This window comes from Micromonospora mirobrigensis (assembly GCF_900091555.1).
GTDB lineage: Bacteria > Actinomycetota > Actinomycetes > Mycobacteriales > Micromonosporaceae > Micromonospora > Micromonospora mirobrigensis.
The window spans coordinates 221,829-237,167 of the sequence record NZ_FMCX01000006.1 but is presented as its reverse complement, the minus strand read 5'-3'; the positions used below and the strand labels follow the sequence as shown (position 1 = coordinate 237,167).

Genomic DNA, 15,339 nt, shown 5'->3' with positions numbered 1-15,339 from the left:
CTGGGGACGGCCCGTCGACGGCGTGCGGTGCGGAGGTCAGGCCTCCACGGAACGGCGGCGGGCCACCTCGGCCAGGGTGACCGCGGCGGCGACACTGGCGTTGAGCGACTCCACGTCGGAGATCATCGGGATGCTCACGGTCAGGTCGCAGGTCTCGCCGACCAGGCGGGACAGGCCGCGGCCCTCCGAGCCGACCACCACGACCAGCGGACCGACGGCGGCCTCCAGGTCGTACAGGTCGGTGTCGCCGTCGGCGTCCAGGCCGACCACCATGAAGCCGGCGTCCTTGCATGCCTTCAGCGACCGGGTCAGGTTGGTGACCTGGGCCACCGGCACCCGCGCGGCCGCGCCGGCGCTGGTCCGCCAGGCGGTCGCGGTGATCCCCGCCGCCCGCCGCTCGGGTACGAAGACACCCTGCGCGCCGAAGGCGGCGGCCGACCGGATGACCGCGCCGAGGTTGCGCGGGTCGGTGACCCCGTCCAGCGCGACCAGCAGCGGGGCGGCCTGCTCCAGCGCGGAGCCGACCAGGTCGTCGAAGGGCTCGTACGCGAACGGCGGCACCTGGAGTCCGACGCCCTGGTGCAGCACCCCGCCGGTCATCCGGTCCAGCTCGGCCCGGCTGATCTCCAGGTTGGCGATGCCCCGGTCGGCGGCGGTCCGGATGATCTCCTTGACCCGGTCGTCCATGTCGATGCCCTGCGCGGTGTAGAGCGCGGTGGCCGGCACCTGGGCGCGCAGCGACTCCAGCACCGGATTCCGGCCGACCAGCAGCTCCGGGCTGTCCTTCGACGGGTTGGACTTGCGGCCCGGGGCGACCCGGGGCCCGCCGCGGCCGGTGGGCTTGCCGCCCCGGCCGCCGGTGGCGCCGCGGGCCGGGCCGACGCCCTTGGTGCCCCTGCCCCAGGTGGTGTCCTTGGTGCCCGGCTGACCGATCTTCGGGGCGCGCCCCTCCTCGGCCGCCACCCGGCGCTCCTTGTCCTGCTTCCAGGCGGTGCGCTGGGGCAGCTTCTCGGTGCCCGAGTACGCCTTGTGCCAGGGGCGCTCGTCAGCGGGCAGGGTCTTGCCCCGGCCGGCGAGGGAGTCCTTGTTCTTGCCTCCGGAGCCCTTCGGGGCGCCTGCCTTCGACGTCAGTCGCCGGCCACGGCGCTGCGAGTTGCCGGCCATCAGTCCTGCTCTCCAATAGTCCAACGGGGGCCCTGGGGGGTGTCCTCGACTACCACGCCGGCCTGCTTGAGCTGGTCGCGGACGGCGTCGGCGGCGGCCCAGTCCTTGCGGCCGCGGGCCTGGGCGCGCTGCTCCAGGGCCAGCGCGACCAGCGAGTCCACCACGCCGCGCAGGTCGTCCGCGCGGCCCCCGCCGGTCCAGGCGGGGTCGAGGGGGTCGACGCCGAGGATATCCAGCATCGCCCGGGTGGCGGCCAGGGTGGTGCGGACGGTCACATCGTCGCCGGCGGCCAGCGCGGTGTTGCCGTCCCGGACGACCTCGTGCAACACGGCCAGGGCGGCGGAGGTGTTCAGGTCGTCGTCCATCGCGGCCACGAAGCCGGCCGGCAGCTCACCGGGCTGCCCGGCGCCGACCCGCTCGACGGCCCGCTGCACGAAGCCCTCGATCCGCCGGTACGCCACGGCCGCCTCGCGGAGCGCGTCCTCCGAGTAGTCGATCCGGGACCGGTAGTGCGCGGCGGCGTAGTAGTAGCGCAGCTCCACCGGCCGGACGCCCAGCTCGGCGACGTACGCCAGGTCGAGCGCGTTCCCCGCCGACTTGCCCATCTTCGCGCCGGCGATGCTCAACAGCCCGTGGTGCACCCAGTACCGGGCGAACGGCAGGTCCGCCGCCTGGGACTGGGCGATCTCGTTCTCATGGTGCGGGAAGGTCAGGTCCAGCCCACCGCCGTGGATGTCGAACTCGGGCCCGAGGTAGCGCCAGCACATCGCCGAGCACTCGATGTGCCAGCCGGGCCGGCCCCGCCCCCACGGCGACGGCCAGTACGCGTCGGCCGGCTCCTCCGGCTTCACGCCCTTCCACAGGGCGAAGTCGCGTGGGTCCCGCTTGCCGCGGTCCGGGGCGTCCCCCGCGGGCAGCATGTCCTCGGGCACCTGCCCGGACAGCGAGCCGTACGCCGGCCAGGAGGCCACGTCGAAGTAGACGTCGCCGGAGCCGTCGGTCGCCGGGTAGGCGTGCCCGGTCTCGATCAGCCGGGCGATCAGCTCGTGCATCTCCGGGACGTGCCCGGTGGCGCGCGGCTCGTACGTCGGCGGCAGCACGTTCAACGCGCGGTACGACTCGGAGAGGATCTGCTCGTTGGCGTACGCGATCGACCAGAACGGGCGGCCCTGCTCCTGCGCCTTGACCAGGATCTTGTCGTCGATGTCGGTGAGGTTGCGGATGAAGCGCACCTCGAAGCCGTTGGCGAGCAGCCAGCGACGCAGGACGTCGTAGTTGACGCCCGAGCGAAGGTGACCGATGTGCGGCGGCGCCTGGAGGGTGAGGCCACACAGGTAGACCCCCACCTTGCCGGCTTCCCGCGGGACGAAGTCCCGCACCGATCGGGTGGCGGTGTCGTACAGGCGTAGCGTCACCTCACAAGGGTAGCCGTCCGTAGTTTTCCCGGTCCTCCGGAGCCGGGTCGTACGCTGCGTGCTGTGGACATGTCGGCACGTACGGGTGAGCAGGTCCCCGAGGCGCGGCAACCGGTGGCCCGCGGCGGGGAGACGTCGCAGACCCTGGACCGTGGTCTGCGGCTGCTGCACCTCGTCGCGGACGCGCCCGGCGGGCTCACCGTCACCGAGGCCGCCAACCGGCTCGGCATCGGTAGGGCGGCCGTCTACCGGCTGGTCGGCGCGCTGGCCGGGCACGGGATGCTGCGCCGCGACTCCGACGGTCGGCTGCGACTCGGTGCCGGCGTGCTGCACCTGGCCCGGCGGGCCCAGCCGCTGCTCGCCGAGGGGGCGCTGCCGGCGCTGCGCGACCTCGCCGAACTGGCCGGCGCCACCGCCCACCTGACAGTGGTCGAGGGCGGCGAGGGGGTGGCGCTGGCCGTGGTGGAGCCGAGCTGGACGTCGTTCCACGTGGCGTACCGGACCGGCGCCCGGCACCCGCTGGAGCGGGGGGCCGCCGGGCGGGCCATCCTCGCCGGCCGGGCCGGTGCCGCCGGGCCGGTCGCCACCAGCGGCGAGCTCCAGGCCGGGGCGTACGGGGTGGCCGCGCCGGTGCTCGGGGTGCCGGGGCTGGAGGCGAGCGTGGGGGTGGTGGCGCTGGCGCCGCTCGACGTCGAGACGGTGGGCGCCCGGGTGCTGGCCGCCGCGACCGCCATCGCCGAGGCCCTCGGCTGACCGGGCACCCCTAGCACAGTCGTCGATGCGGCGAAGGGTTCTCCACAGGGACGCGGCGCCGGTAGGGGTCCCGCTGTCCACAGGGGTTACCGGGGCGCCACGGCGGCGGTGAGGCTGGCCGCATGCCTCCTGTCGCACACCGACCAGCCGACCTGACGGGGCAGGTCTTCCGGGGATCCGACGTGGTCCGCCGGGGCCTGCTCACCGTCCACCAGCTCCGCAGCTCCGCCTGGACCCGCCTGCACCACGACGTGTACGCCGACGCCCGGCTGGAACGCGACCACGGGCTCGCCTGCCGTGCCGTGGCGCTCCGGCTCCCGCCGGGAGTCCCGATCGCCGGTCCGTCGGCGGCCTTCCTGCACGGCGTCGAGCACGCCGCCGGCTTCGACGACGAGGTGCACGTCAGCGCGGCGCACGGCAGTCCGTTGCGCAGCCGGCGCGGCCTGCGCGTGCACACCTCCCTGCTCCAGCCTCCGCTCGTCCTCGCCGGTGCGACCCGGGTGCTGGTTGCCGCGGCGCCGTCGGTTGATCAGGCACCACCGTCGCCGGTCGCGCCCGGCCCGGCGCTGCCCGCACCCGCACGGTCCGAACCGGCGCTGGCCGCCTGGGAGACGGCGGCGTGGTTGGAGCCGGTCCGGGCCGTCAGCATCGTGGACAGCCTGCTGGCTCGGGGGCTGACCAGCCGCGGCGGGCTCGCAGACGCGGCGGAGGAGAACGCCGACCGGCCTGGCGCCTCGCGTGCCCGGTGGGTCTTCGACCTGGCCGATCCGGGCGCCCGGTCACCGGGCGAGTCCCGGTTGCGGGTGCGGTTGGTGCTCGCCGGGTTGCCCCGCCCCGTCGCCCGGCATCCGGTCCGGCTGCCCGCCGGGATCGTGCTGCACCCCGACCTGGCATGGCCGGAGCTGCGGGTCGCCGTCGACTACGACAGGCCCTGGCACAGCGACCTCGATCAGCTACACCGGGACCGGCAGCGGCTCGACCTGCTGGTGGGCGCCGGCTGGCTCGTGCTGCCCGTGACCAGCCGCCGGCTGCGCCAGGACTTCCCGGCGGTCGTCCAGGAGGTGCGTGCCGCACTGCTCTCCCGGGGCTGGCGGCCATGACCGCGGACCAGCCGCCACGACGCTCACCGGACACCCCGGGACGGCCGAAGGGGGTGGCTGCCCGGGCCGGCAGCCACCCCCTCCGGGGTACGGGGTCAGGCGGGTGTGGTGACCGCGATGACCGAACTGAACGCGGAGGGACCGATCGAGTTGAAGGCCTGGATCCGGTAGTAGTACGTGGTGGACCGGGCTCGGCCGGTGTCGCTGTAGCTCCGGGCGTTGAGGGCCAGGGTGAAGGTCGCCAGGCCGCTGGTGAAGGTGACGTTGGTGGCCCGCTGGAGGGTAAATCCGCTGACCTGGCTGGCCGCGCTCTCCTGCCAGGTGAGGTTCACCGTCGCCGTGCCGCCCGCCACCGCGACCGCGGTCCCGGCCAGGTTGGTAGGGACGGCCGGAACGTCGTTGATGGTCACCGTCGCGGTGTTGGACCACGGCGACGCGACGCCCAGATAGGCGGTGCGCACCCGGTAGTAGTAGGTGGTTCCCACCGCCACCGTGGTGTCGATGTAGCTGGTGCTGTTGGGGCCCAGGGCGACGGTGGTCAGCCCGGCAGTGAACGTCGGGTTGGTGGCCCGCTGGAGCTCCGCGCTGGTGTTGTACGAGCTGTTGTTCCAGTTCAGGGCCGCCCGGTACGGCACGCCGGCCAGTTGGACGGCGGTCAGGTTGGTCGGGGGCAACAGCCCGACCGAGGCGGAGGCCGTGTTCGACCAGGCGGAGTAGGAGACGGTGTTCTCCCGCCGGGCCCGGTAGTAGTACGTCACCCCGGGCACCACGGCGAGGTCGGTGTAGCCGGTGGCCGTGACCGCCGGCGTGAGCACGGTCAGTCCCGTGGTGAATCCCGGGTCGGTGGCCCGCTGGATGATGATGGAGGTGGCCGGGGGTCCGTCGACGGGGTTGCTCCAGTACACCGCGATTCCCGGCAGGATGGTGGGCGAGCCGGGGGCCGGCTCCGCCCGCAGGTCGAACGGCGGGTCGGGCGAGACCTTGATGCTGATCGGCCGCATCATGTCGAAGTCCTCGTGGTCGACCATGTGGCAGTGCCAGACGTACTCCCACCCGAAGTTGTAGGGGACGTTGGCGACGGTCTGCGGGTCACCGGTCTCCGGGTCGACCTGGGCGAACCCGCTGGTCGTACCGGGAACCTGGGTGGGGTCGAGCAGCCGGACCGAGTCACCGATCTTGAACGGCAGCGGGTTGGGGATGGCCGGCCGCATCGCCACGATGCAGTCCTCGAGCGGGTTCATCCGCACGGTTTCCTTCCACCCCACCTCGTTGGCGTCCGGCGGCTTGTACGCGCCGTCCCAGCCGACCCGGTTGACCAACTGCACGTTGAAGTAGTGGAAGTGGATGAAGTGGGTGTCCACCCCGTTGTGGGTGACCTTCCACAGCTGGGTGCCGTCACCCGCCGAGCCGACCGGGGTGGCCAGGTTGGACATGGTGAGGATCTCGGTGGGCGGGTTGATGTACGGCAGCGGGATGCTGGTCTGGGTGAAGGCGGTGGTGTGCGGCAGCTCGACGCCGAGGTTGGTGAGGATCCGGCCGTAGACCGGGTCGAAGTCCTCGACGATCGCCTTCGGTTGCAACGGCAGGGTGACCGGCCCGCTGCCGCCCATCGGGGTGAAGGTGATCTCGGTGTCCTGGATGGCGACGTAGGTGTTCGGGAAGCTGGTGCCGAACGCCGTGTTGTACGCCTCCTCCGGCACGATCGGCTTCGGCTGGCTCTGCGCGTACGCCTGCGGCAGCCGGGTCTCCAGCTGGGCCAGGTTGAACGGCGCCGAGGGCGCGCCGGCCACCCGGATCTGCATGATCGTGCGGGTGTTCGGGCCGTACCCGGGCTGGGTGGTCGGGGCGCCGCCGGAGTCGGTCTGATCGGGGTCGCCGGTGTAGTAGTCGTACCGGGTGTCGTAGGCGGGCATCGGGGCCGGGGCGTCGTTGTAGAGGATGATGTTGGTTCCGGGCCGTACCGAGGAGAAGTCGACGATCACGTCCGCCCGCTCGGCCGGCCCGAGGAGCAACGAGTGGTCGGAGACGTTGAGCACGGTGATCGAGCGGCGGTCGTACTCGTAGTTGATGGGCTGCGGCGGGATCACCGCGACGCCCGGCAGCAGGCCACCCTCGTTGCCGATCTGGATCCAGTCCGGGCCGACCGCGTTCGGGTCGGGTACGCCGCCCTCGCGTCCGTCCGTCGGCCAGGTCGGCGGGAAGTCCGGGTTCGGGCACGCCTCCACCATGTGCACCTCGCCGGCGTTCCCGTCGTTGAGCGTGCCGTTCGGCTTCCACATCGTGCCGTTCGAGGCGGCGTAGTAGAGCTGGAGGTTCACCGCCCGGTCGTTGCAGGCGTTGAGGATGCGGAACCGGTAGGCCTTGGGCTGCACCGTCAGGACGGGGTAGTCGCAGCCGTTGATGGTCGGGGTGTCCATGAACGCCTCGGGGGTGATCGAGGGCGTCGGTGTGCCCGGCTGCAGAGGCGGCTCCCAGGGCCGGGTGACGGGGTCGTAGTACGGGTTGGGCACGGGCCCGTTCTCAATGCCGGTGAACGGCGGCCAGAACCACGGGCCGTAGTCCCACCGGCCGATCGGGTTGGCCCCGGCGGCGTTGTACGGGTTCTGGTTCGGCATGTAGACGTGCGGCATCCAGAGGCTGCCCTTGCCGCCCCAGTTGGCGGTGTCCCAGGTCGGGTCCTGGGCGGCCAGTTGCGCAGGGTCCGGTACGTAGGTCTTGTCCTGGACGACCAGCGGGATCTCGTCGGCGGGGATCACCTTGTCGGCGATCAGCTTCTGCTCGACCGGGTCCCGCAGGAACAGGAAGCTCAGCTGCCCGCTGTACGGGTTCAGGTGCGTGGTGCCCTCGGTGTGGTCGTGGAACCACATCATCCGGGCGCTCTGCTGCATCGGGAAGAGGAGGGTCACCGCTCCCGGCCCCGGATCGGGCATGTCCGGGACGTTGGCGTAGCTCGCCCCGCGCGGGTAGGACGTGACCTCACCGGCCGGGGTGAGCCACTGCAACGGCGTCCCGTCGCTGATCCAGGGCGTCTCCGAGCCGTGCATGTGCAGGACGGCCCGGTTCTGGGTGTACAGCTCGGTGGGGCTGAGCGGGCCGGTCCCGGCGCCGCCGATGGTGACGTCCACGGGCAGGAAGATGTTGCCGGCCACACCGGTGGGCAGCTGGTTGACCAGCTTGAACCGGACCGGCCGGTTCCGCTGGGCGATGATCACCGGCCCCAGGTAGTAGGGCCGGGCGGGTGGTGTGACCGTGTTGTGCCCGGAGGGGTCGGTGCCGTTGTTGAGCTGCTTGTAGCCGCGGAACCGGGTGGCCGGGAGGTCCCGGTTGGTCTGCTGGGTGTACTGCTGGATGCCGATCTCGTAGTAGTCGCTGCCCGGGTAGGTGATGGTGTCCGGGGTGGCGACCGGGATGTAGTTGCCCAGGTCGTTGGCCTTCGCCGGGCCGAGGCCCGGCAGGCTGTCGATGAACTTGCGGATGCCGGTGCCGGGCTGGACGCCCCCGCCCACCACGACCGGCAGCGGGCTGTTGGCGTAGTTCGGGACGGATCCGAAGTAGTCCGGTGGGGCTGCGGCGAGCGTCGTCGCCTCGTCGGCGGTCGCCTGCTTCGGGACGGCGGCCTCTCGGGTGGTGGTTTCGTCGGGCATGACTGCTCCTCCCCGCGCGCACCGACGGCCTTCCGGCTCCCCCCGGGCAGCGGTCCACGCTCAATGTGACTCTTCGTAGCAAGACAACTCCGAAGATGCCGTGGGCGCCAGGGACTTTCGACCCGCACACCGCCCGTGAGCAGCAGAAATGCCATAACCCCCGAAGTGGACACGGCAGCCACGCAAACTACGCTGCGCGAGGATCGCAGCGCCAGGAAACCCATGCGTCGAGGATTGAACGCCGGGCCGCGCCGCGGGTCAGGTCAGGGCGGGCTGGTCGGTGCGCTCCTCGACCCGGTTGGTGGGTGCCGTGCGCAACTCGTCGAGGCGGACCAGCGCCACCCCGGCGACGATCAGCGCGCCACCGAGCAGCTGCACGACCGTGGGCAGTTCACCGAGGAACACCCAGGCGATCAGCACCGCGAACATCACCTCGGTCAGCCCGACGAACGACGCGAGCCGGGAGCCCAGGACCCGGGTGGCGGCGATCCCGGCCAGGTAGGCGACCACCGCCGCGATCAGGGCGAGCCCGGCGATCGGCACCAGCCAGCTGGTCTGCCGCCCGGCGAAGGTGACCGCCCCGAAGCTGGCGTGCAGCGGCAACACCCCGACCAGTCCGAGCAGGGCGAGCACGGCAGCGCCGACGGCCATGCCGCCGCCGGCCATGGTCACCGAGGGCAGCCTCTCGTCGACCCGGCCGGCGAGCACGAAGTAGCCGGCCAGGCCGACCGCGGCGCCGAGCCCCCAGCACACGCCCACCGGGTCCAGCCGGCCGGCGCCGGTCAGGTCGAGCACGAACGCCAACCCGGCCAGCGCCGCCACCGATCCGACCACGGTGAGCCGGCGCGGGCGGTGGCCGTGGACCGCCCACATCCAGCCCACCACGAGGATGATGCCGAGGTATTCCAGCAGCAGGGCCACGCCGACCGGCAGGTAGCGGACGGCGTTGAAGAAGCAGGCCTGGGCCAGCGCCACCCCGAGCAGACCGAACACGGTGACCGGGCCGAGGTTGCGGCGCAACACGTGCCAACGGCCGCGCAGCGCCACCGCGGCGGGTCCGAGCAGCACCAGGGCGGCGATGCCGACCCGGGCGACCACCACCGCCTCGGCGGACCAGCCGGCCTCGATCAGCGAGCGGGCGAAGGTGCCCGAGGTCGCGAAGGTGACGGCCGAGAGCAACGCCAACAGCAGGCCGGTACCGGCGGCGGGACGTGGATGCATCGGCACTCCTCGACGAGGCTGTCATGACCGAACTAGGCTTACACTGATGACGCTAGAGGCCGGCCTCGACAGGAGTCAAGTTGCTCTTTGCCCATGACACGGAATGTGGGCTGCTCGCCGCCGCCGCGCTGGTCAACACCGACAGCGCCGACGCCGAGGGGCTGCCCGACGTCGCCGCGCTGGACGCGTTCTTCACCGCCCACAACTGGAGCGGCCGGCATGAGCACACCGAGGCCGAGCTGCGGTCGATACGCGCCCTGCGACCCCGGTTGCGCCGCATCTGGCACGCGGACGAGGACGAGACCGTGGAGATCATCAACGCCCTGCTCCGCGACGCGTCCGCGCTGCCCCAGCTGATCCGGCACGACGAGCACCCGTACCACCTGCACGCGGTGCCGCGCGACGCCCCGCTGGCCACCCGGATGGCGGTCGAGGCGGCGATGGCCCTCGCCGACCTGGTCCGCAGCGGCGAGCTGGGCCGGCTGCGTCGCTGCGCCCGCCCCGACTGCGACGGCGTGCTGGTCGACCTCTCCAAGAACCGCTCCCGGCGGTTCTGCGAGGCCGCCTGCGGCAACCGGGCCGCGGTCAGCGCGTACCGGGCGCGGAAGGCCGCCAGTCGCCCCTGAGCAGCTCGTACTCCACCTCACCGTGCTCGGTCCCCGGGATCGGGTCGTCGAAGTGCAGGTGGAAGGTGCGCACGTGTCGCAGGCCCGCCTTCGCCAGGACCGAACGGGACCGCGCGTTGACCGCCATCGTCTGCGCCCACACCCGCCGCACCCCGGCCGAGGAGAAGGCGTGCCGCACCAGCGCCCGCGACCCCTCGGTGGCCAGGCCCCGGCCCCACGCCGGCCGCCGCAGCCGGTAGCCCAGCTCCGCCTCCGTACCGTCGTCGGACGGGTCCAGCGCGAACCAGCCCAGAAACTCCCCGCTCGCCCGGTCGAGCGCGGCCCACCGCCCGAGACCCGGATGGCGGTCGTAGCCGGCGACGATCCGCGGCACCTGCTCGTCCCGGACCACGGCAGCCGGGGTCGGCGCCCCACCGGTGAGGAAGGCCATCACCTCCGGGTCGCCGTCCAGGTCGACCAGCAGGTCCACGTCGTCGGCGGTGAACCGGCGCAGCCGCAGCCGCGCGGTCTCCAGCAGCACGTCCCCGGTCACGCCGTCGATGATGCCGGGCCGGCGCCCGCCGGGCGACCGGTTAACCGCGCCCGCTCGGCACCGCCGCCACGAAGAGCCGCCACGAGTACGCCTCGAAGGCCAGGACGGGTCCGTCCGGGTCCTTGCTGTCCCGCACCCCGACCACACCGGCCAGGTCCGCCACCTCGACGCACTGGTCGTTCGACGCCTCGCTGAGGATCGCCTCCCAAACCCGGAGGCCAAGCGTTCCGGCGAAGAGGCCACCCGTCGCCCCGGAAACGGGTCAGGGGTGGGTCATCCGGAGGAGGTCGAGGGCCTCGTCGAGCTGGGTCTCGGTCAGCTTGCCCGAGTCGACGTGCCCCCGGGAGATGACCACCTCACGGATCGACACCTGCTTCGCCAGCGCCTCCTTGGCGATCGAGGCAGCCTCGTCGTACCCGAGGTGGCGGTTGAGCGGCGTGACGATCGACGGCGAGCCCTCGGCGTACGCCAGGCAGACCTCGGCGTCCGCGACCAGGCCGACCACCAGGCGGTCGGCGAAGAGCCGGCTCGACGCCGCCAGCAGCTTGATCGACTCCAGCAGGTTGCGTCCCATCACCGGCAGCATGACGTTCAGCTCGAAGTCGCCCTGGGTGCCGGCGAAGGCGACCGCCGCGTCGTTGCCGATCACCTGGGCGCAGACCTGCCGCATCGCCTCGGCGACCACCGGGTTCACCTTCCCCGGCATGATCGACGAGCCGGGCTGGAGGTCGGGGATGCGCAGCTCCCGCAGGCCGGCGCGGGGGCCGGAGCCCATCCAGCGGATGTCGTTGGCCACCTTGTAGAGGCCGACCGCGATGGTGCGGAGCTGCCCGGACGTCTCCACCAGCGCGTCCCGGGCGCCCTGCGCCTCGAAGTGGTTGCGGGCCTCGGTGAGCGGCAGTCCGGTGGACTCCCGCAGCCGCTCGATCACCTTCCCGGCGAAGCCGAGCGGGGTGTTGATGCCGGTGCCCACGGCGGTGCCACCCAGCGGCAGCTCGGCCAGCCGGGGCAGCGCCGACTCCAGCCGCTGCACGCCGTAGCGGACCTGGGCGGCGTACCCGCCGAACTCCTGGCCCAGGGTGACCGGGGTGGCGTCCATCAGGTGGGTACGCCCCGCCTTCACCACCGTCTCGAACTCGGCGGCCTTCTCCTCCAGCGCCCCGGCCAGGTGCTTCAGCGACGGGATCAGGTCCTCCACCACGAACTGGGTGGCGGCCAGGTGGATCGAGGACGGGAAGACGTCGTTGCTGGACTGCGAGGCGTTCACGTCGTCGTTCGGGTGCACGTCGCGGCCCAGCTCCCGGCCGGCCAGGGTGGCGATCACCTCGTTGGTGTTCATGTTGGACGAGGTGCCCGAGCCGGTCTGGAACACGTCGATCGGGAACTGGTCGTCGTACCCGCCGTCGGCCACGTGCGCGGCGGCGGCGGCGATCGCGGCGGCCACGTCCGCGCCAATCACTCCCAGCTCGCCGTTGACCTGCGCCGCCGCCCCCTTGATCTGGGCCAGCGCCTTGATCTGGGCCGGTTCGATGCCCCGCCCGGAGATCGGAAAGTTCTGCACCGCCCGCTGCGTCTGGGCCCGCCACAGCGCCTCGGCGGGCACCTCCACCTCGCCCATCGAGTCGCGTTCGATCCGGTAACCGGTCGCCTCTGGAGTCGTCACGCGTACCATCCTGCCGCGCCTCCGGCCGGACCGCAGATGATCGCTCAGTCCACCTCGGCCAGCAGTCGTTCCACCTCACGCCCGTCCGGCGACTCGACCTGGCGGAACAGCGTCAGCGCCCGCTTCCAGTGCGAGCGGGCCGCGGCGGGATCGGTCGGCAGCAGGCAGCGGGCGATGCCGTCCAGCGCCCGGGCCTGCTCGTACCGGGCGCCCAGCCGGGTGGCGTCGGCGAGCACCCGGCGGTGCAGGTCAAGCGCGCTGGTGACATCTCCCCCGTCCAGGATCGCCCGGGCCAGCAGATTGCGGGAGGCGCACTGACCGATCCGGTCGCCAACCTCCACCATCGCCGCCAGCGCCTGCCGGTGCAGGGCGGCGGCCCGCTCCGGACGACCACCCTGAAGTTCCATCAGGCCGATCTCGTTGAGCGCCTCCGCCTCGCCGTAACGGTTGCCGGACCGCCGCTTGAGGGTGACGGCCAGCCGCAGCAGCCGACGCGCCGGGCCCACGTCACCCATCCGGTGCCGGATCATCCCCAGGTGCCCGAGCGCGTGCCCCACCTGGCGGATGTCCTGGGTCTGCCGGGCCAGCTGCAGGTGCCGGCGGCTCATCCGCAGCGCCTCGTCGTACCGCCCGGCGGAGAACAGAGCGAAGGAGAGGTTGTTGAGCAGGTTGGTGAACGGGCCCAGCTCACCCGGACGGCGGAAGAGCTGAGCCGAGGCGGCGTAGTATTCCTCGCCCCGCCGGATGTCGCCGTTGGCCGCGTGCGCGTTCCCGAGATTGCCCAGCGTGTTGCTCACCTCCCGGTCCAGGCCCAGCCCGCGCCAGAGCACCAGAGCGGTCTCCATCAGCCGGATCGCCTCGGAGAAGCGGGCCAACCGGTAGTACGCCGACGCGAGGTAGTTGAGCATGGTGGCGACGGCCTCCTCGTCGCCCGCTCCTTCGGCCGCCCGCCGGCCGACCGTGTGCATCTCGATCAGGTCCTCCAGGTGACCCCCGTCGAACTGGCCGCGCCAGCAGACCCGGGCCAGCTGCCAGCAGTAGCGGGGGAAGCCCTCCTCCTCCGCGAGGCGGGCCAGGGCGATCAGGGTGGCCCGGTTCTCGTCGAACCAGCCGCGCCCCTGTGCCGCGCAGGCGGCGACCAGGTCCGGCCGCGCCGGCTCGGGCAGTCGCAGCACCAACTGGTTGCTGGCCCCCTGGGTCCGCCGCTCCAACTCCGCCGCACCCTGGAGGTGGTATTCCAGCAGCCGGTCCACTGCGGCCCGGCGCTCGGCCGCGTGTCCGGGCTCGGCCAGCAGCAGGCGGGCGTACTCCCGGATCAGGTCGTGCAGCCGGTAGCGGCCCGGCTCGGCCTCCTCCGCCAGGTGCGCGTCGACCAGCTCGTCGAGCAGGTCCTGGGTGTCGGGCAGGGAACGCTCGGCCAGCGCGGCGGCGACCCGGTTGTCGAACCGTACCCCCGGGTGCAGGCCCAGCAGCCGGAACATCCGCTGCGCGTCCGGCGACACCTGGGCGTACGACAGCGCGAACGCCTGCCCGACCGAGCGCTGGCCGGCGACGAGTTCGGCCAGTGGTCCCGCCCCGGCGGCCAGCCGCTCGGCCAGGTCGGCGACCCGCCAGCGGGGCCGGTGGGCCAGCCGGGCGCCGGCCAGCCGGATGGCGAGCGGCAGGTAGCCGCAGCGCCGGGCCACCTCGGCGGCGGCCTCCGGCTCGGCGGTGACCCGTTCCTCGCCGGCCACCCGACCGAGCAGCTCGACGGCCTCCTCCGGGTCCAGCACCGGCAGCGAGGACGGTCGCCCCTCGTCCAGGCCGACCAGCCGGCGGCGGCTGGTGATCAGCACCAGGCAGTCCGGCCCGTTCGGCAGCATCGGCGCCACCTGGTCGGCGCTGGCGGCGTTGTCGAGCACCACCAGGGCCCGCCGGCCGGCCAGCTCGCTGCGCCACAGGGCGAGCCGCTCGTCCAGCTCCAACGGCATCCGCTCCGCCGGCACCCCGAGCTGGCGCAGCAGCGTGGCCACCGCCGCGCCGGTCGGCAACGGGCTGCGCTCACTGTGCCCGTGCAGGTCGATGAAGAGGTGCGCGTCCGGGTAGCGGTCGGCCAGCGCGGTCGCCACGTGCACCGCGAGGGTCGTCTTGCCGCTGCCCGCCATGCCGTCGATCAGCTGGATCCGGGCGGCGTCCTCCTCGATCTCCTTGACCAGCCGGGCCATGGTCTGCTGCCGCCCGGTGAAGTCGTTGATCGCCCGTGGCAGCGCGCGCACCGGCCCCGTCGTACGGCTGTCGACGCCCCCGGATGCCAGGTCACCGGCCAGTATCCGCTGGTGCAGCTCCTGCAACGCCGCGCCCGGCTCGATGCCCAGCTCCTCGGCGTAGAGGCGCCGGCCCTCCCGGTAGACGGTGAGGGCGTCGGCCTGCCGGCCGAGCGCCGACAGGGCCAGCATCAACTGCCCGCGGAGCCGTTCCCGCAGCGGGTGCCGCTCGACGCTCTCGGTCAGCTCGTCCACCAGGTCGGCGGCCCGCCGGAGCCGCAGTTCGACGTCGACGCACTCCTCCAGCGCGGTCAGTCGCTGCTCGTCGAGGGCCTGCGCCCGCCGTTGGATGCTCCGGCTGGCGATCCCGGCGAACGCCGGGCCCCGCCACAGGGCGAGCGCCTCGCGGTAGTGCCGGCGCGCCTCGGCGGGCTGCCCGGCGGCGGCAACCGCGCGGGCCGCCTCGACCCGCCGGGTGAAGACCTCGAAGTCCAGGTCGGTCGGCTCGATCCGTACGCCGTAGCCCACCGGGTCGGTCACGATGGTTTCCGGGGGCAGGCCGAGCAACGTGAGGCGTTGTCGCAAACGCGACACACAACTCTGGAGCTGGGCGCGGGCGGTGGCCGGCGGCCGGTCCTCCCAGACCGCGTCGATCAACTCCTCGACGGGGACGACGCGGCCGGCCCGGGACAGCAGCATGGCCAGGACGACACGGTCCCTACCTGCGGTGATGGTCGCCTCGCCCCCACCGACCCGCAGCGGTCCCAGTATCCCGAATCGCATCTGCTCCCCGTGTCCCCCGTGTCCCCCGTTGTACGTACCCCCGCAGGGTAGACCGGACCGTCCCGGCGGACCCGCTCAGGCGATAGCGATCCGATAGCGGAACGGGGGCAGCGGGTCGGACACTCGATCCGGTTGTCGGTCACGGCATCCGACGGGGGCGGTGCGCCCCTCCGGGTCACTCCGGGGTGGGCGCAC

General features: G+C 72.8%; 11 protein-coding genes. 3 read left to right on the top strand and 8 right to left on the bottom strand.

Features of this window, described 5'->3' with window-relative positions; translation table 11 throughout:
- Positions 1–36: 36 nt before the first annotated feature.
- Both rlmB and cysS read right to left on the bottom strand, forming a co-directional pair.
- The gene (gene rlmB / locus GA0070564_RS20785) at positions 37–1,164 is read right to left on the bottom strand and encodes a 23S rRNA (guanosine(2251)-2'-O)-methyltransferase RlmB (protein WP_091610951.1); all 1,128 of its coding nucleotides are present in this window, start codon (positions 1,162–1,164) and stop codon (positions 37–39) included.
- Entirely contained in the window at positions 1,164–2,579 is a 1,416-nt protein-coding gene (gene cysS, locus GA0070564_RS20780; protein WP_091610948.1) for a cysteine--tRNA ligase, read from the bottom strand. The genes rlmB and cysS overlap by 1 nt, the downstream gene beginning before the upstream one ends.
- 69 nt (positions 2,580–2,648) lie before the next feature.
- On the opposite strand from cysS, the gene GA0070564_RS20775 reads away from it, so the two are divergent.
- Positions 2,649–3,332, top strand: a complete 684-nt coding sequence (locus tag GA0070564_RS20775; RefSeq protein ID WP_091610945.1) for an IclR family transcriptional regulator — start codon at positions 2,649–2,651, stop codon at positions 3,330–3,332.
- A gap of 122 nt (positions 3,333–3,454) precedes the next feature.
- A complete protein-coding gene (locus tag GA0070564_RS20770; protein ID WP_091610942.1) occupies positions 3,455–4,432 on the top strand; it encodes an endonuclease domain-containing protein in 978 nt (325 codons plus the stop codon).
- Between the two features lie 95 nt (positions 4,433–4,527).
- On the opposite strand, the gene GA0070564_RS20765 is transcribed toward GA0070564_RS20770, so the two are convergent.
- Together GA0070564_RS20765 and GA0070564_RS20760 are read right to left on the bottom strand one after the other, a co-directional pair.
- Complete coding sequence (locus GA0070564_RS20765) at positions 4,528–8,076, bottom strand: hypothetical protein (protein ID WP_091610939.1); 3,549 nt, start codon at positions 8,074–8,076, stop codon at positions 4,528–4,530.
- Between the two features lie 258 nt (positions 8,077–8,334).
- Positions 8,335–9,297, bottom strand: coding sequence for an EamA family transporter (locus GA0070564_RS20760; protein WP_091610936.1), 963 nt, complete (start codon positions 9,295–9,297; stop codon positions 8,335–8,337).
- Positions 9,298–9,377: 80 nt separating this feature from the next.
- Between GA0070564_RS20760 and GA0070564_RS20755 the strand changes: the two genes are divergently transcribed.
- The gene (locus tag GA0070564_RS20755) at positions 9,378–9,923 is read left to right on the top strand and encodes a CGNR zinc finger domain-containing protein (protein ID WP_091610931.1); all 546 of its coding nucleotides are present in this window, start codon (positions 9,378–9,380) and stop codon (positions 9,921–9,923) included.
- Here GA0070564_RS20755 and GA0070564_RS20750 read toward each other — a convergent pair.
- The 4 genes from GA0070564_RS20750 to GA0070564_RS20735 form a co-directional block, all read right to left on the bottom strand.
- Positions 9,883–10,455, bottom strand: coding sequence for a GNAT family N-acetyltransferase (locus tag GA0070564_RS20750; RefSeq protein ID WP_091610928.1), 573 nt, complete (start codon positions 10,453–10,455; stop codon positions 9,883–9,885). The two genes, GA0070564_RS20755 and GA0070564_RS20750, sit on opposite strands and share 41 nt — an antisense overlap.
- A gap of 40 nt (positions 10,456–10,495) precedes the next feature.
- Positions 10,496–10,654, bottom strand: coding sequence for a DUF397 domain-containing protein (locus GA0070564_RS20745; protein WP_091610924.1), 159 nt, complete (start codon positions 10,652–10,654; stop codon positions 10,496–10,498).
- Positions 10,655–10,717: 63 nt separating this feature from the next.
- Positions 10,718–12,127 carry a class II fumarate hydratase gene (locus GA0070564_RS20740; RefSeq protein WP_176730769.1) on the bottom strand — a complete coding sequence of 470 codons (1,410 nt, stop codon included), beginning with the start codon at positions 12,125–12,127 and terminating at the stop codon, positions 10,718–10,720.
- 35 nt (positions 12,128–12,162) lie between these two features.
- Entirely contained in the window at positions 12,163–15,144 is a 2,982-nt protein-coding gene (locus tag GA0070564_RS20735; protein ID WP_091610918.1) for an AfsR/SARP family transcriptional regulator, read from the bottom strand.
- Positions 15,145–15,339 lie beyond the last annotated feature (195 nt).